18 protein-coding genes are annotated in these 23,505 nt (G+C 67.4%); all 18 read right to left on the reverse strand.

Features of this window, described 5'->3' with window-relative positions; translation table 11 throughout:
* Positions 1-162: 162 nt before the first annotated feature.
* The 18 genes from pstB to RWX87_RS02445 all read right to left on the reverse strand — a co-directional run bounded on the left by pstB (position 163) and on the right by RWX87_RS02445 (position 23,390).
* Positions 163-942 carry a phosphate ABC transporter ATP-binding protein PstB gene (gene pstB / locus RWX87_RS02360; protein WP_314686498.1) on the reverse strand — a complete coding sequence of 260 codons (780 nt, stop codon included), beginning with the start codon at positions 940-942 and terminating at the stop codon, positions 163-165.
* A 36-nt stretch (positions 943-978) separates the two neighbouring features.
* Positions 979-1,977 (reverse strand): phosphate ABC transporter permease PstA, encoded by a 999-nt coding sequence (gene pstA / locus RWX87_RS02365; protein WP_314686499.1) that lies wholly within the window; start codon positions 1,975-1,977, stop codon positions 979-981.
* Positions 1,974-2,933, reverse strand: a complete 960-nt coding sequence (gene pstC / locus RWX87_RS02370) for a phosphate ABC transporter permease subunit PstC (RefSeq protein ID WP_314686501.1) — start codon at positions 2,931-2,933, stop codon at positions 1,974-1,976. The genes pstA and pstC overlap by 4 nt, the downstream gene beginning before the upstream one ends.
* Before the next feature lie 177 nt (positions 2,934-3,110).
* Positions 3,111-4,232, reverse strand: a complete 1,122-nt coding sequence (locus RWX87_RS02375) for a phosphate ABC transporter substrate-binding protein PstS (protein ID WP_314686505.1) — start codon at positions 4,230-4,232, stop codon at positions 3,111-3,113.
* A gap of 380 nt (positions 4,233-4,612) precedes the next feature.
* Positions 4,613-5,317: a response regulator transcription factor gene (locus RWX87_RS02380; protein WP_314686508.1), complete on the reverse strand. Its 705-nt coding sequence runs from the start codon at positions 5,315-5,317 to the stop codon at positions 4,613-4,615.
* Between the two features lie 130 nt (positions 5,318-5,447).
* Complete coding sequence (locus RWX87_RS02385) at positions 5,448-6,875, reverse strand: ATP-binding protein (protein ID WP_314686511.1); 1,428 nt, start codon at positions 6,873-6,875, stop codon at positions 5,448-5,450.
* Positions 6,876-6,953: 78 nt separating this feature from the next.
* Entirely contained in the window at positions 6,954-7,751 is a 798-nt protein-coding gene (gene mtnN / locus RWX87_RS02390) for a 5'-methylthioadenosine/S-adenosylhomocysteine nucleosidase (protein ID WP_314686537.1), read from the reverse strand.
* A 95-nt stretch (positions 7,752-7,846) separates the two neighbouring features.
* Positions 7,847-9,094, reverse strand: a complete 1,248-nt coding sequence (locus RWX87_RS02395; protein WP_314686514.1) for a 3-deoxy-7-phosphoheptulonate synthase — start codon at positions 9,092-9,094, stop codon at positions 7,847-7,849.
* Positions 9,095-9,265: 171 nt separating this feature from the next.
* The gene (locus tag RWX87_RS02400) at positions 9,266-10,402 is read right to left on the reverse strand and encodes a 3-deoxy-7-phosphoheptulonate synthase (RefSeq protein ID WP_314686516.1); all 1,137 of its coding nucleotides are present in this window, start codon (positions 10,400-10,402) and stop codon (positions 9,266-9,268) included.
* A gap of 157 nt (positions 10,403-10,559) precedes the next feature.
* Positions 10,560-11,918: a C1 family peptidase gene (locus RWX87_RS02405; RefSeq protein WP_399552273.1), complete on the reverse strand. Its 1,359-nt coding sequence runs from the start codon at positions 11,916-11,918 to the stop codon at positions 10,560-10,562.
* Positions 11,899-13,362, reverse strand: coding sequence for a cell division protein (locus RWX87_RS02410; protein ID WP_314686517.1), 1,464 nt, complete (start codon positions 13,360-13,362; stop codon positions 11,899-11,901). The genes RWX87_RS02405 and RWX87_RS02410 overlap by 20 nt, the downstream gene beginning before the upstream one ends.
* Positions 13,363-13,667: 305 nt before the next feature.
* Positions 13,668-14,318, reverse strand: a complete 651-nt coding sequence (locus tag RWX87_RS02415) for a pyroglutamyl-peptidase I (RefSeq protein WP_314686520.1) — start codon at positions 14,316-14,318, stop codon at positions 13,668-13,670.
* Positions 14,315-15,214: an IspD/TarI family cytidylyltransferase gene (locus RWX87_RS02420; protein ID WP_314686522.1), complete on the reverse strand. Its 900-nt coding sequence runs from the start codon at positions 15,212-15,214 to the stop codon at positions 14,315-14,317. The genes RWX87_RS02415 and RWX87_RS02420 overlap by 4 nt, the downstream gene beginning before the upstream one ends.
* A gap of 173 nt (positions 15,215-15,387) precedes the next feature.
* Positions 15,388-16,377, reverse strand: a complete 990-nt coding sequence (locus RWX87_RS02425; RefSeq protein WP_314686525.1) for a polyphenol oxidase family protein — start codon at positions 16,375-16,377, stop codon at positions 15,388-15,390.
* A gap of 33 nt (positions 16,378-16,410) precedes the next feature.
* A complete protein-coding gene (locus RWX87_RS02430; protein ID WP_314686527.1) occupies positions 16,411-17,271 on the reverse strand; it encodes an aldo/keto reductase in 861 nt (286 codons plus the stop codon).
* 225 nt (positions 17,272-17,496) lie between these two features.
* Positions 17,497-19,665 (reverse strand): DUF2207 family protein, encoded by a 2,169-nt coding sequence (locus tag RWX87_RS02435; protein WP_314686530.1) that lies wholly within the window; start codon positions 19,663-19,665, stop codon positions 17,497-17,499.
* Between the two features lie 252 nt (positions 19,666-19,917).
* Complete coding sequence (locus tag RWX87_RS02440) at positions 19,918-20,484, reverse strand: LemA family protein (RefSeq protein WP_314686531.1); 567 nt, start codon at positions 20,482-20,484, stop codon at positions 19,918-19,920.
* A gap of 230 nt (positions 20,485-20,714) precedes the next feature.
* Entirely contained in the window at positions 20,715-23,390 is a 2,676-nt protein-coding gene (locus RWX87_RS02445) for a polyribonucleotide nucleotidyltransferase (RefSeq protein WP_314686533.1), read from the reverse strand.
* Between the last annotated feature and the right edge of the window lie 115 nt (positions 23,391-23,505).

A 23,505-nucleotide genomic window follows, 5' to 3' on the forward strand; every position in this document is an offset into this window, starting at 1 on the left:
AAAGGGTCACCGGCTCGCCATGCCTCCGCATCGCGGTCCGATCCGCATCCTTCGCAATCGTCGCCCTCCGCGATTCGCATCCCGCCGGGCCACTCGCCTCCGCGAATGCGCGCGGCCCCGGGGACCGGAGTCCTCGGGGCCGCATCGACGGAACGTCGCGAATCAGCCGAATCGGCCGGAGATGTACCTCTCGGCCTCCTCGTTCTGGGGGTTGTTGAACATGGTCGTGGTATCGGCGAAGTAGGTCAGATGCCCCGGCTGCCCGACGGCCTTGAGGTTGAAGAAGGCCGTGAAATCGGCGATGCGGGCCGCCTGCTGCATGTTATGCGTGACGATGACGATGGTGTAGTCGTTCTTGAGTTCGTTGATGAGGTCCTCCACGGCGAGGGTGGAGATGGGGTCGAGCGCCGAGCAGGGCTCGTCCATGAGAAGCACCTGCGGGTGGACGGCGACGGCGCGCGCGATGCACAGTCTCTGCTGCTGTCCGCCCGACAGACCGGTTCCGGGATTGTCCAGCCTGTCCTTGACCTCGTTCCAGAGGTTGGCGCCGCGCAGCGCCCACTCGACCAGATCGTCGGCGTCGGATTTGCTCAGACGGCGGTTGTTGAGGCGCACACCGGCCAGGACGTTCTCCCTGATGGACATCGTCGGAAAAGGATTCGGTCGCTGGAAGACCATGCCGACGTCCCGACGGACGGCGACCGGGTCGACGTCCCGGTCATAGAGGTTGCGTCCCTCGAGGAGGACCTCGCCTTTGACGTGGGCCCCGGGGATGATCTCATGCATGCGGTCGAGCGTGCGCAGCACCGTCGACTTGCCGCATCCGGAGGGGCCGATGAACGCGGTGACCCTGTCGGGCTCGATGGCGATGTTGACGTCCTCGACGGCGAGGAAGTCGCCGTAGTAGATGTTCAGATGGTTGACGTCGATGCGCTGTCCCATGTCGTTGTGTCTTTCCTTCGTTGTTTCCGCGTGTCTCTAGCGTCCGGTCGGAACCGAGAAGATCTTCGCGACGAGACGGCCGATGAGGTTGAGCAGCAGCACGATGATGATGAGGGCGAGAGCCGCCGCCCAGGCCCTCTCCACCGGAATCGTCGCGATGCAGCTGGCGTCCGCCGTCGCCGGACAGGTCGCACGGAGCTTGCTGTACTCCTGGTAGACGTACACGGGCAGGGTCGTCATCTGTCCGGAGAACAGGTTGAAGTTGGTGGAGACGATGAAGCCGGCCGTCATGAGCAGAGGCGCGGTCTCCCCGATGACTCGTGCGATGGCGAGGATGACCCCGGAGACGATGCCGGGAAGGGCGGTGCGCAGCACGATCTTGGTGATGGTCCTCTGCTTCGTGACCCCCAGAGCGAACGAGGCCTCCCGCAGGTCGTTCGGCACGATCTTGAGCATCTCCTCGCTGGATTTGACGACCGTGGGAATCATGAGCAGCGCCAGGGCGACGGATCCCTCGAAGCCGGTGATGGTGCCCGGCCCGAAGAGAATCGTGAACATCGAGTAGGCGAACAGGCCGGCGACGATGGAGGGTATGCCGCTCATGACGTCGACGAGCAGCGAGATGGATCGCGAAAGGACGCCCTTCTTTGCATACTCAATGAGGAAGACCGCGCACATAAGGCCGATCGGGACGGAGATGACCATGGCGCCCAGCGTGACCTCCAGCGTCCCGATGATGGCGTGCTGGATGCCGCCGTACCCTCCGGAGGGCGTCGGACGACCTCCGACGACCCCGGTCATGTTATAGGAGAGGAAGTTGAGGTTCAGCCTCGTGATTCCGCGGCTGATCGTCGTCCACAGCACGGAGACCAGCGGGATCAGAGCGATGCCGAAGGCCAGGGTGATGAGCACGGCCATCACCGCGCTGCGGCGTTTGCGCGCGGCCACATAGGACCTTGTCGGAGCGAAGCGCGAGAAGTCGATGGCGGGCGCCCTGTCCTCCCCCTGGGGAGTCGTCGTCGATGCGGTCGTCATTGCGCGCTCACTTTCTCCGTGATCCGGCGTGCCGCGAAGTTCACCAGGAAGGTGATGAGGAACAGCACCAGGCCGGTGCCGATAAGCGTCGACACGCCGAGGCTGTCGGCCTCCGGGTACTGCGCGGCGATGTTGGCGGCGATGGTCTGGTTCTGGGAGGCCCTGAGCAGACGCACCGAATACGTCAGTCCGGGGGAGAGGATCATGAGCACGGCCATCGTCTCTCCAAGGGCCCTGCCGAGACCCAGCATGGAGGCCGAGATGATGCCCGAACGTCCGAACGGCAGGACGGCGAGTCGAATCATCTCCCATTTGGTCGCCCCGAGGGCGAGCGCCGCCTCCTCCTGGAGCCGGGGCGTCTGAAGGAAGATGTCCCGGGACATCGAGGTGATGATCGGCAGGATCATCACCGCGAGAACCACGGCCACCGTGGCCACCGTCCTCGGGGGATTGGCCGAGGGACCGGCGAAGATCGGAATCCATCCCAGGTAACTGGCCACCCAGTTCCAGAAGGGGGCGATGGCGGGCACCAGGACGATGCCTCCCCACAGGCCGTAGATCACGGAGGGTATGGCGGCGAGAAGGTCGACGATGTAGCTGAGTCCCGCGGCCACCCTCTTGGGCGCGTAGTGGGAGATGAACAGCGCGATCCCCACGGCCACGAAGAAGGCCAGGACGAGGGCGAGGGCGGCGACGAGGACCGTCCCGAAGACCAGAGGGCCGACGTACTGCCAGAAGTTGTGGGCGTTGCCTCCGGTGAAGGACTCGACGACCGCGGCGTTGTCCTTCTGGTCGCCGCCGATCAGAGGCCATGCCCGGAAGAGCAGGAACAGCGCGACGGCCGCCAGCACGACGAGGATGAGGATGCCGCAGCCGTAGGCGACCCCCTTGAAGACCTTGTCGGCGGTTCGTCCGTCCACTGCGCCGTATGACGACTTCGTGTCTTGCGAACTCAAGGATTCTCCTTATGCAACCCGGTCATGTCCAGCGATGGTCGTCGTTCTCCGCATCGCCGGCGGCCGGTCCCCGACTCACACACATTATCGTACCGATGCTCTCAAGGCCCCTGCACCGGCGGGGCCAGGATGGATGCGCGGCCGGAGCCCCCGGAGGGACACCGGCCGCGCATGGGGTCACTTGGTGACGATGGCGTCGATCGACTTGGTCACCTTGGCGCGGAGCGTGTCGCTCATCGGAGCGGAACCGGCGTTGTCGGCGGCCGTCTGCTGGCCTTCGGAGCTCACGACGTAGGTCAGCCAGGACTTCACGAACTTCGCGGTGTTGGTGTCCTTGTAGGCAGGGCAGGCGATGTCGTAGGAGACGAGCACGACGGGGTACGCGCCGCTGGTGGTCGTGGTGTGGTCAAGCTTGATGACGACGCGGTTGTCGCCGCTGACGGAGCTGTCGAGCGGGGACGCGTCGACGACCTTGGCCGCGGCATCGGCCGAATAGGCCACGTAGCTGTCGCCGACCTTGACGGAGACGGTGCCCAGATCGCCGGCCTTGGAGGCGTCCGCGTATCCGATGGTGCCATCGGCCTGGCTGACGGTGCTGATCACGCCGTCGGTGCCCTTGGCGCCCTGGCCGACGCTGTTCGGCCAGTTCTCTCCGACCTCATAGCTCCAGGCGCTGCCCGCGGCGTCCTTGATGTAGCTCACGAAGTTCTTCGTGGTGCCTGACTTGTCGGAGCGGTGCACGACCGTGATCGAGGTGGAGGGCAGGTCGACGTCGGAGTTCTGGCTCTTGATGGCCGAATCGTTCCACTTGGTGATCTTGCCGTCGAAGATCTTGGCGATGGTTTCGGCGTCGAGGTTGAGGTGCTTGTTCTTGCCCGAGATGCCCTTGAGGTTGAAGACGATGGCGATCGGGGAGATATACACAGGGATGTCGAAGGCGGTGCCGGAGGCGCACACGGTCTTGGACTGGGTGACCTGGTCGTCGGTGAGGGAGGCGTCGGACCCGGCCCATGCCGTGGCGCCCGTGAGGAAGGTGCTCACGCCCGCGCCGGAGCCCGTCGGATTGTAGGCGATCTTGGCGTCGGGGTTCTTCTCGGTGTAGCCCGCGATCCAGGCCTCGACGGCCGACTCCTGGGCGCTGGAGCCCGCGCCGGAGAAGTTCCCGGAGATCGTCTCGGTGGCCGTGGCCGACGACGAGGACGACGAGGACGAGGTGTTGTCGCCGCAGGCGGCGAGCGTGGCCATCATCGCCAGGCCGGAGACCGCGGCGATCGAACGAACGAGGACATTGTTGCGCATGTTTGTGCTTTCCCTCTTGCTTCTGCTTTTCTTCTTGCTTCTGCTGTCATCTTCGGCGACTTGCGGCGCCATGTGCCTTGGACCGCCTGGGGACCCGCCCCGGGCATCACCACCACGGCACACTGTGGTTCATGACAGTTCCAGCCTAGAAAGGCGTCGGGGCGCGGGCCGCCATGACGGGTGAACGGAAGATGAACAGTTGCTGATGTCGTCGTCCTCGTCATCCGCCGGGATTGCCGATGCCGAAGGACCGTGGAGCCGGGCCGGTCGCGGACACGGCGGGACGGACGCCACCCTGCGGACGCGGCGAGTGATCACGCGACGGGACCCGAAGGACGATCACCCGATGGAAGCGCACGGCGAAGGGGGCGCCCACGCCATCAGGCCTGGGGATCGTCGACCTTGTATCCGAGGCCACGCACGGTCGTGAGGAGATCGGGATGGGACGGGTCGCGTTCGATCTTCGCCCGCACGCGCTTGACGTGGACATCCAGAGTCTTGGTGTCGCCCACGTAGTCCGAACCCCAGACCCTGTCGATGAGCTGATGGCGGGTGAGCACCCTCCCCTTGTTCTGCAGGAGGTATTCGAGGAGCTCGAACTCCTTGAGCGGGAAGAAGACCGTGTGGCCGCCGACCATGACCTGATGCTGCCCCACGAGCATGGAGACGCCGCCGCAGGTCAGGGGGATGTCGTCGTCGGAGGGGTTCTGGGAGTCCTGGCGCATGGAGTCGCGACGCAACACCGCCCTGATCCTGGCCAGAAGCTCGCGGAAGGAATAGGGCTTGGTGACGTAGTCGTCGGCGCCGATTTCGAGCCCGACCACCTTGTCGATCTCCGTGCCCTTCGCTGTGAGCATGATGATGGGCGTACGGCTCTGCTCGCGGATCCTGCGGCACAACGCCGTGCCGTCCAGTCCGGGCAGCATGAGGTCGAGCAGCACCAGATCGATCCCGCCACGCGTGAACAGGTCGAGACCCTCCTCCCCCGTGGCGGCCGCCGAGACGTCATAGCCCTCCCGGGTCAGCTGATACACCAGCGGCTCGCGGTACGACTCCTCGTCCTCCACGATGAGAATGCGCGTCATGTCTGCCTTTCCCTCTGCGCGACCTGATCCGGGGCCGGGAACATGGGATCCGTCATCCATGGTAGCCGCGGCCCGCGTCCGCCCTCCCGCACGCGCGAACCGGAGGAATCCGAAGCGTCCCCGTTCCGCCTCACGCCGTGGTCCCCGCATGTGGCGCGCAGGGGGATGCGCAGCCCTGGGCGCCCTCCGAGGACGGACCCGTGGACGTGACGACGCCGGAAGCGTCCGCCTGAGATGAATCCACGGCCGCCGCACCGACGACGGATGCGGACCCGGCCCCCGATGCCGCGGACCCGTCGCATCCCTCCGCCGCGGGAAGGTCGATGGTGAAGGTGGACCCCTCGCCCTCGCGCGACCACACGCTGATGCGGCCGCCGCATTCCTGCACGCAGTGCTTGGTGATCGCCAGACCGAGGCCCGACCCCCCCGTCTCGCGCGAGCGCGCCGGGTCGACCCGGTAGAACCTTTCGAAGATCCGCCCCAGGGCTTCGGCCGGAATCCCTATGCCCTGGTCGACGACGCGGATCATCACCCTCGCTTCGGAGCGCACGATGCCCACGCCCACCGTCGTCCCCTGCTCCGAATACCGGATGGCGTTCTCCACCAGGTTCTTCACGGCGGTCGTGATGGCCTCCCGGTCCGCCATGACCGCGCATCGCCCGGACCCCTCGTCGACGGATCCCTCCCGCGGCGCCAGGAGGTCCACGGAGCGGCCCGCGAGCGAGATCCGGATGTCGATGTGCTTCGCCTTCGCCTGCACCATGTTCTGCGAGACGGCATCCCTGACGATCTCGAGGGCGGGCACCGGAGCCATGCTCAGCAGCGGGTTGGCGATGTCCGCGCGCTGAAGGTCGATCAGATGCCCCACCAGCTCGATAAGACGCCGGGCCTCGGTCGAGACCCGTCCCGAGAAGTACCGCACCGCCTGGGGATCGTCCGCGGCGTCGCTGATGGTCTCCGCGAGCAGCGAGATGGCCCCGGCCGGCGTCTTGAGCTCATGGGAGACGTTCGTGACGAAATCCCGTCGCATGGATTCGAAGCGCCTCTGCTCGCTCACGTCCTTGATGAAGACGGCGAAGCGGTCCGGGGCGACAGGCCCCACCCGGACGCTCAGATGCGCGGACCGACCTGCCGGCCCCTGTCCGGCGGGCACGCCACGGCCCGAATCCCTGTCCGCACGCGGACGACGGGTGACGGTGACCTCCCGTTCGCGCACCCTTCCGTCGGAAACCACTCTGGCGAGGATGTCCTCGACCTCTGGGGCGACGAGCCGCCCCCCCTGGGCCACGCCCAGGGCCGAGGCGGCGGGGCTGACGTATCGCACGATGCCCGTGGCGCCGACCAGCATCATCGCCAGTGGCATCACCTCGACGAGATGCCGTTCGGCCTCACCGACGTCGACGCCCTCACCGAACAGGGTCGGGGTCGTCGCGTCCACGCCATCGAATCCCGCGGGCGCGGCCGGGGGCCTCGCCGCCACTCTGCCGAGGGCGAAGGCCAGAACCGCGACGGCCAGGCACGCCGCGGCGACGACGACGGGCGTCAGCGTGGAATCCATCCGGACACCTCCCTGTAAGCCCAGACTAGCGGGGGCACCCGCCGCTGATCGAAGGGGTCGTCGAAAGTTTCCCCTCCGTTAACCCTGCACCGCGCGTTCGGCGCACCGTCCGGACCCGAGCGTCGTCGGATCCAGCCGGCGAAGGATGTCCGTGGCCACGGCGGCGGCCGTGTCGGCGAAACGGGAGACGTCGAAGGTGGAGAACTCGTCGTACGCCGTGTCCGCGTTGTCGCTTAACGCCCGGATGACCAGCCCGCGGACCCGGTTGCGCCCCGCGACGTGAAGGACGGCGGCCCCCTCCATCTCCACGGCGTCCGCGCCGGTCTGGAGAACCGCGGAACGCCGGAGCTCATCGGTGTCGACGAAGCGGTTCCCGGAGGCGATGATCCCCGTGATGTGAGGGATGCCGCGGGAGGTGAGGACCTCGTCGGCGAGGGCGACCAGACGGTCGTCGGAACGGAACTCCTGCAGCTTCGGCGCCCACTGCGACACGAGCTTCATATCGGTGTCGAGATAGCGCACGGTACCACCGATGACGACGTCGTTGACATGCAGGTCGGGGTTGAGGTTGCCGGCGATGCCCGAGAAGATGACCGCATCGGGATGATGGACGTCGATGAGCCGCTGCGTCGTCGCCGCAGCGTTGACCAGCCCCATTCCCCCCACCGTGACCGCGACGTGGACGAGGCCTCCGGATGCGGCGTCAAGCAGTCCGTCGACGACCTCGATGCCCGCCCCCGACGCGGTCGACGCCCGGCGCAGACGCCCGGCGATGAGAGCCGTCTCCTCCTCGAGGGCGCCGATCACCGCGACGGTGGGGATGCGCGCCGCATCCCGGACGTCCGACCTTCCGCACCGGTCCCTGCCTTCATCCATCGTTCCCGTCATCGCCTCTCCGTTCCTCGTGTCGTCGGTGATCCCCGTCGTCATTCCCCGTCATGCGCCGCCATACGCGCCGCCGGCGTCATCCGTCAGCTCCAGCGTCGCGTCGAGACCGCGTCGGCGAGGGTTCTGAGCAGATCCTCGGTGTCGGGCCAGGACAGACAGCGGTCGGTGATGGACTGTCCATAGGTCAGGCGGCTCAACGGGGCGGCCTTCTGGTTGCCGCCGACGATGAAGCTCTCCATCATCACCCCCGTGATGCCCGTCTCCCCGCTGGCGATCCGGGATGCGACATGACGCACGACGGCGGCCTGACGATGCTCGTCCTTGCCGGCATTCCCGTGGGAGCAGTCGATGACCAGACCGTGGCTCGCGGCCGAATCGGCGGGCATCTCCTGGTGGATGGCCTCCATAGCCGCCCGAACGGAGGCGACGTCGTAGTTGGGGCCGTGGCTCGACCCCCGCAGCACGACATGGCAGTCGGGGTTCCCCAGGGTCTGGACCGAGCAGGCGCGCCCCAGATGGTCGATGCCGAAGAAGGCATGACGCTGGGCCGCGGCGTAGCAACCGTTGATGGCGGCCTTGACGGATCCGTCCGTGGCGTTCTTGAAACCCACGGGCATGGACAGACCGCTCGCGAGCTGACGGTGGATCTGGCTTTCGGTGTTCCTGGCTCCGATCGCCCCCCAGCTCACCGCATCGGCGAGGTACTGCGGGCTGGTGGGCTCAAGGAACTCCGTGGCCGCCGGCAGCCCCTGACCGACCACGCCCAGCAGAACCCTCCTGGCCAGAAGAAGACCCTTGGCGATTCTATGGCTGCCGTCGATGTCGGGGTCGTTGATCAGCCCCTTCCAGCCGATGGTCGTGCGCGGCTTCTCGAAGTACACCCGCATGACGATGAGGAGACGGTCGTCGAGCTCCCCGCGCAGCGTGGCCAGACGCTCCGCGTAATCGAGCGCGGCAGCCGGATCATGCACGGAGCAGGGGCCGACGATGACCAGCAGACGGTCGTCCTGCCCGTACAGGCAGGCACGGATCTCATCCCTCGAGGATGCCACGGTCTCCTGAGCCACCGATGTCAGAGGCAGGTCGGACAGCACCTGCGCGGGCGTCGGAAGCGGTTCGAGCTCAAGCACGCGACGGTTGATGATGCGGCTGACGCCGACCTCGTCCTCCCAGCGAGGAACGTCAGTGGCCACCAGGGGGTTCTTCCCCTCGGCCACCGCCTGATGGATCGCCCTGAGCTCCTCGGGCGTGTTGAGGGGGACGTCGCCGACGGACAGCGCCGCCCTGACGTCCGACCCCGACGACGTCGATGGGGACTCCTGCTGCTGCATGCCTTCTCCTTACGTTTCCTCCCAGAATAGGACCGGACGCGAGGAGGCCGGACCCAAGGGCCGCGGACGGCGAACGACGCGCCTGAACCGTGTCCCGCCCGGAGCATCGACGTGTTCGGAACCGGTTCGCCCCTTCCCGGCTCAAGGTGATGCCGTATTCAGCCCGCCATATCAGTCCTTCAGCGCGCGCCGGACGCTCACGGCTCCGGCGAGCAGCCTCAGCAGCCCTTCGGTACGGTCCCAGGGGATGCAGGCGTCGGTGACGGATCTGCCGTACACGAGATCGTCCAATGGCGCCGGCCTCTGGTGTCCGCCCAGCAGGAAGCTCTCCATCATGACGCCGAGGATCCCGTGCTCGCCCTGCGCGATGCGGGCGGCGAGCTCTTCGACGACGACGGCCTCGCGCACCTCGTCCTTGCCGCAGTTGCCATGGGCGGCGTCGACGACCAGCCCGCGCTCGCTCGGCCTCGAGGCTCTCGACTCCCGCAGCTCCTTCAGGGCCTCGGCCACCGAGACGCGGTCGTAGTTGGGCCCATGGCTCGACCCACGAAGCACGACATGGCAGTCGGGGTTGCCCTTGGTCTCGGCGGAGATGACGCGCCCGTCGAGGTTGATGGACAGGAAGTGGTGCTCGAAGGCGGCGGCGAAGCAGGAGTCCGCTGCAGTCCTCACCGAGCCGTCCGTGGAGTTCTTGAAGCCCACGGGCATGGACAGCCCGCTGGCGAGCTCCCGGTGCACCTGGCTTTCCGTGTTCCTCGCGCCGATGGCGCCCCAGCTGATCAGATCGCACAGATACTGCGGGGTGATGGGGTCGAGCCACTCGGTGGCGGCGGGCAAGCCAAGAGCGAGGACGTCAGTGAGCACCTTGCGCGCCAGCCACATGCCCTTGCGGATGTTGAAGCGTCCATCGAGGTCCGGGTCGTTGATCAGACCCTTCCAGCCGACGGTGGTCCGAGGCTTCTCGAAGTACACCCTCATGACCACGAGGATGCGGTCCCGCAGCTCCGCCGCCACCGGCGCGAGCCGCGAGGCGTAGTCACGGGCCGCCCGGGGATCGTGGATGGAGCAGGGGCCGACGATGACGAGCAGCCGGTCGTCCCTGCCGTGCAGGATGTCGCGGATGGCCTGCCGGGAGCCGAGGACCAGGGAGCTCATGGCGTCCGTCAGCGGAAGCTCCCTGAGGAACGCCCTCGGGGCGGGTATGGGGTCGAGCTGGCGGATGTTCACGTCCACAGTCTCCGGGAAGACGGCCTTGTCTCCCAGCCGTCCCGCATCCTGCGAGCTTCCAGGTCCCCGTAGCTCCACCATCGCTGCGTCCGCCTCCTTCGCGCCGCCGGCGCACGAAACCACCACCATAGCGGAAGGTCCGGCCACCAAACCGACGCGGTCCCCATGAAGGACGCCGCCGGTGCGGATTCTCCGCGTACCGGCGGCGTCCTCAGGAAACACGAGGCCTCGGAAGACCTCAGCGGGCGAGCGCCCCCATCGGATCCCAGGCCGGCAGCATGATGGCCGGCCCGTCAAGCGCCGCCCGGTAGTCCGCAGGCAGCATGTCCCGCGGAACGGCGATCTCGTAGACGTACTCGGTGAACCAGTCGTCGGACATGGTGAAGTATCCCTTGTCGCCGACGCCATCACCCCAGGAGTTCTCCACGCGCCAGCGGCGGGTGGTCGTTCCGTCGTCGTCGACGTCCGCGCCGACGAAGGCCATGGCATGGTTCATCGCCGAATCGGCGAAGCGCACGCGCTCCTCCTTGTCGAGATCGAAGTCGACCCCGTACACCCGTCCATACTCGAAGAGGTCGGTGGCCCACGCCCCCTGCTCCCGGTCCATCATCGGATGGCAGTCGGCTCCGAACCAGACGGGAAGCGACAGCTCCGTGAGGATCCGTCGGGCGCAGTCCTTCATGAAGGCGTTGGGCACGTTGAGGTACTCCGTCGGCGCTCCACCGGCCACATTGCCGAGATGCTCGATGCCGATCTTGCGACCCTTGGGATGCTCCGGACGGGGATCGTCCACGAGGCACACGTAATCCTCAAGCCCGGCGTCCACGTATCGATTCCAGAACTCCACGGGAGTGGTCTCCCCGTCGCGGTGGAAGACACCGTCAGTGTCCGTCCATTCCCAGTCGAAGCTTTCCGGGGGCTCACCCAGATGGATGGTGAGCATCCGATGGCCGGCCTCGAGCGTGGAGGCGGCGATCTCGTCGATGCGCATCGGATCCGCGTACATGCGGCCCACGGCGGTGTGCAGCAGGCGGCGCAGCTGGACGTTCATCTCCCCCGTGTTCCGGGAGGAGGCGGTCTCCGGATAGAGGTCCTTGGGAACGGCCCCGTACTTGCGATAGACGTTGAGAGCCATGGTCCACTGACCGCCGTCGCCCATCACGTCATGCAGCAGATGCTGCATGAGACGGGAGTCGGAGGGCTCGCCGGCGCGGACCAGACCGGACACGTCGCCGAGGAAGTAGTTGATGCGCTCGAGCTTGTCGTAGTACATCGCGAAGTTCTGGGAGAATTCGAACTCCTTGACCTTCAGCGTCCTGCGGGCGATGAAACGCGCCACGTTCAGCGAGCTGAAAAGCCAGCAGCGCCCCGAGCGGTCCTGATGGGTGGCCTGACCGTCATCAAGGCTGACGGAGAAGCGCCGCTGCAGCCGGCGCGACCTGTCGTAGTTGCGGGCCACGCTCTGGATCCCGGCGACGGTGACCGCGTTCATGGCCAGACGCCGCGCGGGATCCGCCTCGAATCGTGCGCGGAGCGCGTCAAGCCGGTTCTCGTCCAATGCGTTGATCGACACTATGTCAGTCCCCTTCCGAATCATCCGAATGCGCGACCTGAGAGGCAACGGCATCCACCACGCTTCCCGGGGCGATGACGGTCGTCATCTCCCCGGCGGACTCCCGGTCCTCGCCGCCGTCCTGCTCCTCGATCGAGGCGCCGCCGGGGCTCGGGACGGCGCCTCCGGCCTCCTGCGTCTGACCGGATGCACCGTCCTGCGAGGCCTCGGAGTCCCCGGCGAAGTCGAAGCCCGAGAAGGCCTTGACGAACATGCTGCGCAGCTCGCTCACGCGCTGGGTGATCATCGCCTCGCGCTGCTGGAGTTCCGCGATATGGCCCTCCAGCCCTTCGAGCTCGGACTTGGCGGCCTCGCGACGCTCCTCGATCTGCCGCGCCGCGTCCTTCGACGCCTTGTCGAGGATCGCCGCCGCCTGGGCATCGGCCTGACCGCGCACCTGAGCGGAGTAGTCGTCAGCGGCCTTGCGCACGTCGGCGGCCTTGGCAATCAGGGAGTCGCATTCCTTCTTGGTCTGCGCACGACGCTCCTCAAGGCTGGCCAGAAGCCTGTCCACCTTCTTCGTCGCCTCGTCCTGCTGGGCGGCGATGTCGCCCCGGATCTGCTCGACCTCGGAGCTCACCTTGCTGATCACCGTGGTGCGATGCACCTCCGCCTGGTCGCTGATCGCCTGCGCCTTGGACTTCGCGGCATCCGTGATCTCGGACGCCCGGCGCTGCGCCTCGGTCATCATGCGGGACACCTGCTCGCGCACGTCGGCAAGCTTCTTGTTGGCGTCGGCGAGCGCGGCCTCGATCTGGTCGTTGGTCTCGCTTTTGAGCTGCGCGACCTCCCTGCTCGCGGTTTCGCGCTGCTCGGCGACCCACTTGGCCGTTCCGGCCTTGAGCTCCGACAGCTCGCGTTCCTGGGCCGCCCTTTCGGAGGCGAGCTTCTTGGCATGCTCCTGGCGGGCGTTCTCCAGCTCGAGCTTCGTCGTCTCGCGCTGCTCGGCGACGTCCTTCTCGGTCTGGGCCCGCAGCTGGGCGGCGTCGTTCTTCGCGCCCGTGGTGGCGGTATCCGCCTCGCTCTGCGCCCTGGCGATGATGGACCCCGCGTTGGTCTTGGCGTCCGCGATGATGTGGGATGCGTCGAGGCGAGCGTTGTTGAGCAGGGTCTGCGCCTGGGCCTTGGCGGCCTGACGGATGGAGGCGGCGTCCCTTTTGGCCCTTTCGATGAGCTCGGTGCTGGTCTGCTCCGCGGAGGCCAGCAGCTGCTGGGCGTTGGCTCCCAGCGAGGCGAAGGTGCTGGACTTGCCCGCCTTGCTGGCCTTGGTCTTCTCCTCCTGGAGCTTCGCCTGGAGCTGGAGGATCGCCTCGTCGCTGGAACGCACCTGCTCGCGCAGCCTGGTCAGCGTCTCCTGGGCCGAGATGAAAGCCTCATCGACCTTGTCCTTGTCATAGCCCCGCAGCACGATCGGGAACCGATCCACCATGTTAAGTCCTTTCATCGCGGGTGCCGGGCACCCCGCAACCAATAACCGATTGCACTGTATCGCATGGGAGTCGTGGGAAACGGCGCGTCCGCCAATCTCACGTATTCCCACACATCATGGTCCCATCATCGCCGACGCGCGGGGGAGCACCGGATGCCGGGGACTCCGCGGAACGGCCGCCCTCGGGATGACGCGACGCCTCCACGCGTCCGTGGACGCCGCACTCGCCGTGACCGCCGACGCCCGGGGATTCGAGGCATGCCCCCATCGGTGCGCGGCCCCGATCACCGGAACCCCCGGACATGCTAGGAGACGAGGACGTCCTCCCCCGTGCCGAGCCAGTGCCGCACGGTCATCCTCACGACGTCCCTCAGGGCTTCGGTCTGACGGTCCACCGTCAGCCCTGGCGAATCCGGACCGGCGGGAACGGGCGGAAGGCTGACGAACCCCGCCAGCACGCGTCCGCGGGAATGAGTCCAGTCCAGCAGCCGATAGAACAGGGAGTTGCACACCCAGGTCCCGGCGTCGGAGCTCAGGGTCGCGGGGATGTCGTCATGCGAGAAGTCCCTCAGAACGGATCTCAGCGGAAGCCTGGTCCAGTAGGCGGCGGGGCCGTCGGAACGAACCGGCTCACGACGGACGCCGCCGGAATCCTCATCGGCGTGCCGGTACTCCATGAGATTGGTGGCGCATCGTTCAAGTTCGATTCCCCGGGCCGAACGCTTAAGCCCCGTGGCGATGACGATGACGGGATCGACGCGCGTGACGACCGAGGACAGGGCCGGCCACGCCTCGGAGAAGCTCACCGGAAGGACGGCCTCATGGACGTCGAGATCGAGTCCGTCATCCGATCGGATGCCCTCCGCGGCAAGCCTCCACGGGACCTGGAGCGACGGGTTCGCCTTCACGCCCTCATAGGGGTCGAACCCGGACACGACCACGCTGATCCGGCTCATGGAAGGCGCCTCTCCCCCACCGCCCCACCGACCGGCGACCGTCCGGGCTCTCCGCCCCGGTGTGCGGCGGCGAGGGGATTCCCCATCCGGACCGCGGCATGCTCGGTGAAGGACGAGGTCCCCCGCACCATGTCGATCCGCCGGGCGATGCGCTCGGCCTCCGGCATGTCATCGCGCGTGGTGATCTTGATGTTGTCTGAGTCGCCGTCCACGATCGCCACTCGATGGCCCGGCAGATAGTCGACGACCACGCGGGTGTCGTCGGTGGGGGCAAACCCCGGGTCGTTCGCGGCCAGGACGTAGGCCCGCCGGATCGTGCCGAAGCGGAAGGCCTGCGGCGTCTGGGCCCGGTACATCCCGGACCGGTCGGGAACGTCGCTGATGACCCTGTGGTCGCCGACGAGGTCGGTGACGAGGATGGTGTCGGTGGAGGGTACGGCCACGGTCGCGGCGTCGACCCCATCCAGGGCGTCGACGCAGGCGTCGATGCAGCGGGTGGAGACGAAGGGCCGCACCCCGTCATGGATGAGCAGCTTCGCGCCGGCGGGTATGCCCGCCGACTCGAGAAGCCGCAGGGCGCTGATGGTGCTGTCCGCACGCCGCGGTCCGCCGTCCACGATGGCTCTGACCTTGGGATACCCGCACTCGTCCACCAGTCGTTCCACGACGGGACGGACCTGCGGGTTCACCACGACGACGACGTCGGTGACCCTGTCATCGGCCTCGAAGGCCTCGATGCTCCAGCAGATGATGGGCCGGCCGTTCAGGGTCACGAGCTGCTTGGGGCTGTCCGGATCGAAGCGCGTGCCGAACCCGGCCGCCAGAACGACCGCAACCACCGGAATGGCGGGTGGGGAACCCATGGCGCGTCCTTCACCCGAAGTCTTCTCGTTCATGCGCTCCACAGTAGGAGGCCGACGATGACGCCCCGCGACGCGCAGGTCATTCTGCACCGAATTCCCTCTATCGGGACGTCGCCGACCCGTCGTCGAGGGCTCCGTTTCGGCCGAGGCGACGGAGGCACGGCGAAAAGCGGGAGCGTTCCACGTCTGACGGATGCAGACCGGAGTCACACCTCGCGCAGGATAAGAGCCAGCATGCGTCCCTCATGCGCCTTGCCCGCCAGGAAGGCGCGCCGATGCGAGTACCACAGGGGGTTCTCCAGGGTGCACATGCCGTGGCGTATGGCGGCGATGCGCACGGAGAGGTCGGGATCCCCCTCACCGTCCTCGCGGCAGAGCCTCGCCAGCTCCTCGTCCTGCGACAGGTACTTCGTCGCCGCCGCCACGCGCGGACGCGAGTCGATGAGGTTGTCGCGGGGGATGCCGGCGGCGGAGAGCTCCTGCAGGGCGGCCGCCGCCAGATCGATGCCAGGTCCTCCGAAGCGGGTGACGGTGAAGGTCCCGGGGAAGCGCGCGTCGAACTCGTCCGCGATGACGCCGCCGACCTCGTAGCAGTCCCCGCAGATTCGAGGCCCCAGCGTCGCCACGATGCCCTGCGGCGTGGCGCCCCGGGAGACCATGAGGTCCACCGTCGAACGCAGGATTCCCCGCATCAGGCCCCTGCGTCCGCAGTGGGCGGCGGCGATAACCCCGGCCTCGGCGTCGCACAGCATCACCGGCATGCAATCGGCGGCGAAGACTCCCAGGGCCGATCTGACGGTCGAGGAGACCAGCCCGTCGGCACGAATCACGCTCCCGCCGTCGTCGACGAGGTCGCATCCGAAGTCCGACTCCCGCGAACGGCTGGCGTCGACGTCCACCGCAACGGCCGAATGCACCTGGCTGACAAGCGTGATGGGCGCCCCGATCGTGCGGGAGAGGGCCATGCGGTTGGCCGTGACCTTCATCACGTCCTCTCCGCCATGCGCGCCGAGGTTGCAGTCCGCGTAATCGCCGTCGCTCACTCCTCCGAGGCGCGTGGTGTAGACGACGCGCACCTCCGCCGACAGGGCGATGGGAAAGGTCACGGGAATGGGGTTGCCCCATTCGTCGACCGGGGATATGGGGCTGCTGTCGATGATCCCGTCCTCATCGCGTCCCTCCGCTGGTGCGCTCATGGGCCCCATCGTACGCGTCGCCGGCTCCGCGCCTCAGCCGAGCGCGGAGAGCTCCTCGGCGCCCAGACGCAGATCGCCCGCCTTCAGGCTGTCGAGGATGGTGGCCGGCCGGTGCGCTCCCGGGATGACGAACACGTGATCGCCCTGCGCGAGCTCCCAGGCGAGCACGACCTGCTGGTAGCTCACGCCATGGCGGGCGGCCAGGTCCCGGAAGGGGTCGAAAAGCGACTCCTTCTTCGGCTTGCGGTAGCCCCCCAGAGGGCTCCAGCACACGAAGGCCAGGCCCATGCGTCGGGCATGCTCCAGGGTGTCGCGGGTCTGTCTCCAGATCGGGGAGAACTGGTTCTGCACCGCCACGAGCCTGTCACCCAGGACGTCATGGGCGATGTCAATCTGCTCCACCGAGGCGTTGGACACGCCGGCGGTCCGCGCCACGCCCTCGTCGACGAGCTGGCGGATGGCTTCGATGGATTCGGCGTAGGGAACCTTCGGATCGGGGCGATGGAAGTACAGCAGATCGATGGCGTCGACGCCCAGGGCGAGCGCGGACTCCTTGGCATGACGAATAAGGCTTTCGGGGCGGCCGTCGACGTCCCAGGTGGGGCGCCCGTCGGTGAAGTTGCGATAGTGCCCGACCTTGGTGGCGACGAGCACCTCCTCGCGGGGGCCCTTCCAGTCGTCGAGGGCGCGGCGGACGAGCTTCTCACCCGTCTGCTCCTCGCCGCCCGAGCAGTAGTAGGCCCATGCGGTGTCGATGTGGCGGCATCCGGCGTCAAGAGCGGCGTGAATCGTCTCCACGCCCTTGTCTTCGCCGAGGTTGTTCTCAATGGTCAAGGGCATCTCGCCCAGACCGATGGCGGTGGTGTCGTAGGGTCCGATATGGCGGTGAAGCATGACTCTCCTTCGTGCGACGGCCCCGCGGACGGAAGCCGGGGGCGGAATGCGAAGGGCCACGATGGCCTGGGCGACCCGCACGGCATCCGCCCGCAGGACCACGGATAATGATGCGCCCGTCGATGCGGACGCGGCGGAATACCACTGAGGCCAACTCTAGCCCCAACCGTTTCGCCTGGGACGCGAGCGGCCGGTCCCGGACCCCGCCGGATCCTACGCCCGGATTCAGCGACCGCCGAAGGAGCCGCCGCCGGAGCCACCCGAGGAGCCGCCGAAACCGCCGCCGGAGAAGGAGCCGCCACTGGGGCCGCTCGGCGCGGAGGCGGCGATGATCGTGGAGCGCAGCTGGGAGAAGCTGGAATTCAGCTGAGCGCCGATGTCGCCGAATCCGCCGCGGAAGGCGCCCGCCGGATCGGGAGGGAGGGATCCCGTCATTCCTCCGGCCAGAGAGGGGCCGATGACCCAGGGGCGATACGACCAGTAGATGAGGGACCCGGTGGCGTTGGCGTCCAGCCACTGGGGATCGGACAGCTGCGGATAGGCCTTCGCCAGCTGTCGGATCGCCACGTCGCTGATGCCGAAGGCCGCGGCGTAGACGAGATAGCGGTTCCACAGGACGATGTCGGCGACCCCACGGTCCGAGAAGTCGCTGAAATCCGTCAGATAGCGCCGAAGGCCCACGACCTGGCCAGCCAGACGCTGTCCTTCCTCGTCGGTGAGCACGCGGGAGCGTTTCGTCGACAGCACGGCCAGCGCACCGGCCAGCACGGGCAGCCCCACGGCGAACAGCAGAGCCAAGGACCCCTGATAGGAGGCGAAGGCCAGAGCGGCCGCCGCATCGAGGAAGGCCAGGGACCCAAAGACGGAGGCCATGACCCCGTCATGACGGATGACTCCGAGCATCGCGAACTCGTTGGCCGCGGCCGTCGTGAAGCGGTTCTGGACAGACGCGCCGCCGCTCCATCCGGCAAAGGCGGTTCGCAGGGAGTCCAGTCCGAACGCCGAGGTCCCCAGGCGCTGGGCGGCCGTCTCGAGCAGAGACAGGGCCGCATCCTCCGACGGGCTCAGATGCAGGGAATCCCGGTCCGTCATGCAGACCGGCAGGATGGCGACGGTGCTCGTCGAGGCCATCGACGAACGCGAGGCCGCGTCGGAATGCAGGGCGGCCGCCACGGAGGCGGCGGAGGCCCGGGCCAGGTCCATGCCCTGGTAGAGGGCGGCAGAACCTGGATACACCGCGATGGCGCCCTTGGAGACGAGGGACAGAACAGTCGCGCTCATCTGCCGCGTCGTCAGCGACGAGCCGGAGGAGGCATCCCCGACGAGGGACAGCAGCGCGGCGGCGGAGGCCGGGCTCATATCCGGCGGGTCACGCCGGTACTCGATGTCGCCACGGTAGCGCGCGAGCCTGTTCGACCTCACGGACCCGATGACTCCCAGAACGAGGAACGCGATTCCCAGGACGGCGATCACCACCCATGCGACCACCGTGCGGACGGCCGCCTCATGCCGCTGCTGCCGCCATTGCGTCTCCTGACGGTTTTCATCGGCGATGATGCGGCCCTTCGCCGCCGAATCGCTTCGCCGCACCACCCCGGACGTGGCGTCCCCGTCCATCATGGCGACCAGGTCGAGATACTGGCCCGTGCGCACGTCGGCGGCGGTGAAGCGCAGCGTGCCGTCGGAGTCCCGGGACGTCGTCGACGTGCCCGTGACGTGCAGCCACGCCCAGGAGTTCGCCGCGGTGACCCCGTCCGGGAAACGCACGACGCCCGTGACCGTGCCGATGGGCACCTGGTTCGACGCGCCGAAGGGCTCCCATTGGAGGGCGGTCACATCGCTGTAGGCCGTGGCCACGCCATGGAAGGTCATCGCGACGCGGAAGCGCATGCTGTCGGCGGAGTCGGTGGCGGGAATGTTCCATCCGATCTCCACCGTGCGCTGCGAGGTCACGGAGGTCGAGGAGTCGTACGGCTCCATCGAATCGGATCCGTTCGTCACGTCGGCGAGATACCAGTGGTTCGCGTAGGAGCCCTCCCATTCGGAGGAGGAGACCTGGTCCGGCGTGCGGGGGGCGTCAAGCTTCGTGAACGTCCTGCCCGTGCTCAGGTCGGTGACCGACACGTCGCTGATGGAGGTGAGGTTCGAGGATTTCAGCGTGTAGTCCTGGTACAGCTGCCGCCAGGGCGAATCACGGTCGGCGAGATGCACGTCGATGGTCTGGACGATCCTCATGTCGCCGTTGGCCAGGATCGTGACGTCGTAGCCGAGCGACCGGTAGCTGAGATCGGCGGATGCCGACGACCCCAGCGACATGACGGCGATGACGACGGCCACCACGACGGCGGCGAGCAGCGATAGTGCCGTCCTGGCGAGAATCCTCTTCCGCGACATGACCCGGCCTCCGTTCCTGCATTCCCATGCATCCCTGTCCGATTGCATCCCCGCCCGACGTCTCCGCCACGACCCGTCCTTGCCCCTCGCCGGCCATATGACGAGGACGAGGTGATGGACTCGCCACGGCAGGCCTTCCCCACGGGATTCCGGCGGAGTCCGGACGCCCTCCCTTCGTCCGGTAGCGGGCCGGGGTTCGACCGAACTCCTGCCGCGCTCCTCAGAATCACCCGGCTCGGAACCCGAAGCCTTCTAGAACCTCACCTGCGGCGCCTGGCGCGCGCCCCCGTCCGCCTGGAAGTACTCGGCATGCGCGAAGTGGAACATCCCGGCGACGATGGTCGTGGGGAACTTCTCGATCGCCGTATTGAGCTTGAGAACGACGTCGTTGTAGAACTGCCGCGCGTAGGCGATCTTCTGCTCGATGGCCGACAGCTGGTTCTGCAGGTCAAGGAAGTTCTGGTTGGCCTTGAGATCCGGATAGGCCTCGGCCGTGGCCCGGAGGTCCACGAGCGCACGGGACAGGGCGCCTTCCGCCGACGCCCGCTGGGCAGCCGTGGCGTTGGGGTCGCCTGCGGCGGCGACGGCCCCGGCGCGGGCGCGCGTCACCTCGGTGAGCACCGTCGATTCGTGGCCCGCATAGCCTTTGACGGTTTCGACGAGATTGGGGATGAGGTCCGCCCGCTGTTTGAGCTGCACGTCGATCTGGGCCCAGCCGTTGCCCACCCGGTTGCGCAGCGTCACCAGCGAGTTGTAGGCCGCGACGCCCCACAGCACCACGATCACGACGAGAACGATAATGACGATGACGTATCCCATAATGTCTGCTTCCCCTTGCCTGTCTCAGTCCGCGGGAACACCCGGGAGCACCGCGCCAGTAGAACGGCCGCCCTTCGTCTTCATTGAACCATACCTCCCGCCGATCGCGGCCGCATGCCTGCGACGACGGGGGCCTCGCGATCCTGATGGATCGCGGGGCCCCCGCGCTCAATCCCCCGTCCGTTCCCTCACCTGCGAGCAGGAATCAGGAAAGCGGACGGTCGATCCGGCTAGTCCTCGAAGGGATCGAAGTCGCGACGCACGCGGCGGCGCGGACGCTCCGAACGCTCCTCGCGGTCCGCGCGATACTCGTCGTAGTTCTCGTCGGCGGCGTAGCGGGGGTTGCGGTCGTCACGACGGCCATATCCTCCACGGCGTCCACCTCTATCGTCCCGGCGATCGTCATGACGATCGTCACGGCCCTCGCGGTCGTCACGGGACGGACGACGACGCGGACGGTCCTCGTCATACCCACGGTCCCGATCGGAACGCTCGCCGCGGTCCTCGGAGTCGTCGTAGCGGGCGTCACGGTCGTCACGGGACGGACGACGACGCGGACGGTCCTCGTCATACCCACGGTCCCGATCCGACCTGCCGCGGCTCGGGCGATCCTCGCCGCGGTCGTCACGGCGGCCCCTGCGAGCGTCGCGTCCACGGTCGTCACGGTCGTCACGGTCACGGCCTCCGTGTGGAGCCTGCACCTGGTCCTCGTATCCGGGGATGGCCAGGGAAATCTTGCCCCGGTCGTCCACGCTCTGTACGACGACCTGCACGGAGTCGCCGTCCTTGAGCACGTCCTCGACCGAGTCGATGCGGTCGCCGCCGGCGAGGTTGCGCACCTGGGAGATGTGCAGCAGGCCGTCGGTGCCGGGGGTGAGGTTGACGAAGGCGCCGAAGCTCGTGATCTTCACGACCTTGCCGTTGTACGTCTCGCCCGCCTCGATGACATGCGGGTTGGCGATGGAGTCGATGATGCCCTTCGCCTTCTCGGCGGCCTCGCCGCCTTCGGAGGAGATGAAGATGGTGCCGTCGTCCTCGATGGTGATGTCGGCGCCGGTCTCCTCCTGGATCTGGTTGATCATCTTGCCCTTGGGCCCGATGATCTCGCCGATCTTCTCGACGGGAACCGAGGTGGTGATGATGCGGGGTGCGTAGGGGCTCATCTCGGCCGGTCCGTCGATGCATTCGGTGATGACGTCGAGGATGGTGGTCCGGGCGTCCTTGGCCTGCTGCAGGGCGGCGGCGAGGATGTCGGCGGGGATGCCGTCGAGCTTGGTGTCGAGCTGCAGGGCGGTGATGAACTCGGAGGTGCCGGCGACCTTGAAGTCCATGTCGCCGAAGGCGTCCTCGGCCCCGAGGATGTCGGTGAGCGTCTTGAAGACGTGCTGGCCGTCGACGTCGCCGGACACGAGGCCCATGGCGATGCCCGCGACCGGCGCCTTCAGCGGGACGCCCGCCGCCAGCAGGGACAGCGTGGAGGCGCAGACGGAGCCCATCGACGTCGAGCCGTTGGACCCGATCGCCTCGGAGACCTGGCGGATGGCGTAGGGGAACTCCTCGCGACCTGGCAGCACGGGAACGAGCGCCTTCTCGGCGAGGGCCCCGTGGCCGATCTCACGGCGCTTCGGAGAGCCGACCCGCCCGGTCTCACCGGTCGAATACGGCGGCATCTCGTAGTTGTGCATGTAGCGCCTGGTCTGCGGGCCCGACAGGGCGTCGACGGTCTGCTCCATCTTGAGCATGTTCAGCGTGGAGACGCCCAGCACCTGGGTCTCGCCGCGCTGGAACAGAGCCGACCCGTGCACGCGCGGCACGACGTCGACCTCAGCCGACAGCGTGCGGATGTCGCGCAGGCCGCGGCCGTCGATGCGGAAGTCCTCGGTGAGGATGCGGCGGCGAACGATCTGGCGCTGCAGCTCCTTGAAGGCGTTGCCGAGCTGCTTGTCCTTCTCCGCGTCGTCCATGTCGGTGAACTCGCCGGCAAGCTGCGCGCGCACGCCCTGCTTGATCTCGTGGATGCGTGCCTGACGCGGAAGCTTCTCGGCGATGGACAGCGCCTCGTCGAGATCGGCGTGGGCGATCTCATCGATGCGGGAGTACAGCTCGTCGGTGTACTCGGGGAAGAGCGGGAACTCGCGGGCCGGCTTTGCGACCTTCTCCCTGAGCTCGCTCTGGGCCGCGCAGATGACCTTGATGAAGGGCTTCGCGGCCTCGATGCCACCGGCGACGACCTCCTCGTCAGGCTTGGCCTGTCCCTCGTCATAGATGAGATGCCAGGCGTTCCTGCCGGCTCCGGCCTCGATCATGGCGATCGCCACGTCGCCGTTCTCGACGACGCGCCCGGCCACGACGAGCTCGAACACCGCACGCTCACGCTCGCTCCACTTGGGGAAGGCCACCCACTGACCGTCCACGAGAGCGAGCCGCACCCCGGATACCGGGCCCTCGAAGGGCAGTCCGGAGATCAGCGTCGACGCCGAGGCGGCGTTCAGCGCGATGATGTCATACGAGTCCTCGGGGTTGACGGCGAGCACCGTCTCCACGACCTGGACCTCGTTGCGCAGCGTGTGGGGGAAAAGCGGGCGCAGAGGCCTGTCGATGAGGCGGCAGGCCAGAATCGCGTCGTTCGAGGGGCGTCCCTCGCGACGGAAGAAGGATCCGGGGATCCGTCCCGCGGCGTACATCTTCTCCTCGACGTCGACGGTGAGGGGAAAGAAGTCGTAGTTCTCCTTCGGGCTCGATCCAGCGGTCGTGGTGGACAGCACCATGGAATCATCGTCGAGGTAGGCGGCAACGGCGCCGTCCGCCTGCTGTGCCAGTCTGCCCGTCTCGAAGCGCAGCGTGCGCCTGCCGAACGAGCCATTGTCTATGACCGCCTCAGCGGCCTTGATTTCGGGACCCTCCAAGGGTTCCTCCTTCGTTGTTCTGTTTTTTGTCTTCCCTAGCCCACATGCTGATCCGGCGTCCGGCAGCTTTCGTACCTATTCGCGCGGCGTATCCGACCGCGTCTCCTCATGTGTC

Source organism: uncultured Bifidobacterium sp. (genome assembly GCF_963540075.1).
In the GTDB taxonomy this organism is placed as follows: domain Bacteria; phylum Actinomycetota; class Actinomycetes; order Actinomycetales; family Bifidobacteriaceae; genus Bifidobacterium.

Excerpts from the sequence above, each read along its gene's own strand:
- pstA (WP_314686499.1), bottom strand. The coding sequence starts at position 1,977 with ATGACGACCGCATCGACGACGACTCCCCAGGGGGAGGACAGGGCGCCC.
- RWX87_RS02410 (WP_314686517.1), bottom strand. The coding sequence starts at position 13,362 with ATGGTGGATCGGTTCCCGATCGTGCTGCGGGGCTATGACAAGGACAAG.
- RWX87_RS02435 (WP_314686530.1), bottom strand. The coding sequence starts at position 19,665 with ATGTCGCGGAAGAGGATTCTCGCCAGGACGGCACTATCGCTGCTCGCC.
- RWX87_RS02430 (WP_314686527.1), bottom strand. The coding sequence starts at position 17,271 with ATGCTTCACCGCCATATCGGACCCTACGACACCACCGCCATCGGTCTG.
- RWX87_RS02425 (WP_314686525.1), bottom strand. The coding sequence starts at position 16,377 with ATGAGCGCACCAGCGGAGGGACGCGATGAGGACGGGATCATCGACAGC.
- RWX87_RS02420 (WP_314686522.1), bottom strand. The coding sequence starts at position 15,214 with ATGAACGAGAAGACTTCGGGTGAAGGACGCGCCATGGGTTCCCCACCC.
- RWX87_RS02385 (WP_314686511.1), bottom strand. The coding sequence starts at position 6,875 with ATGGATTCCACGCTGACGCCCGTCGTCGTCGCCGCGGCGTGCCTGGCC.
- RWX87_RS02440 (WP_314686531.1), bottom strand. The coding sequence starts at position 20,484 with ATGGGATACGTCATCGTCATTATCGTTCTCGTCGTGATCGTGGTGCTG.
- RWX87_RS02395 (WP_314686514.1), bottom strand. The coding sequence starts at position 9,094 with ATGCAGCAGCAGGAGTCCCCATCGACGTCGTCGGGGTCGGACGTCAGG.
- RWX87_RS02375 (WP_314686505.1), bottom strand. The coding sequence starts at position 4,232 with ATGCGCAACAATGTCCTCGTTCGTTCGATCGCCGCGGTCTCCGGCCTG.
- mtnN (WP_314686537.1), bottom strand. The coding sequence starts at position 7,751 with ATGGATGAAGGCAGGGACCGGTGCGGAAGGTCGGACGTCCGGGATGCG.
- RWX87_RS02380 (WP_314686508.1), bottom strand. The coding sequence starts at position 5,317 with ATGACGCGCATTCTCATCGTGGAGGACGAGGAGTCGTACCGCGAGCCG.
- pstB (WP_314686498.1), bottom strand. The coding sequence starts at position 942 with ATGGGACAGCGCATCGACGTCAACCATCTGAACATCTACTACGGCGAC.
- RWX87_RS02415 (WP_314686520.1), bottom strand. The coding sequence starts at position 14,318 with ATGAGCCGGATCAGCGTGGTCGTGTCCGGGTTCGACCCCTATGAGGGC.
- RWX87_RS02400 (WP_314686516.1), bottom strand. The coding sequence starts at position 10,402 with ATGGTGGAGCTACGGGGACCTGGAAGCTCGCAGGATGCGGGACGGCTG.
- RWX87_RS02405 (WP_399552273.1), bottom strand. The coding sequence starts at position 11,918 with ATGATTCGGAAGGGGACTGACATAGTGTCGATCAACGCATTGGACGAG.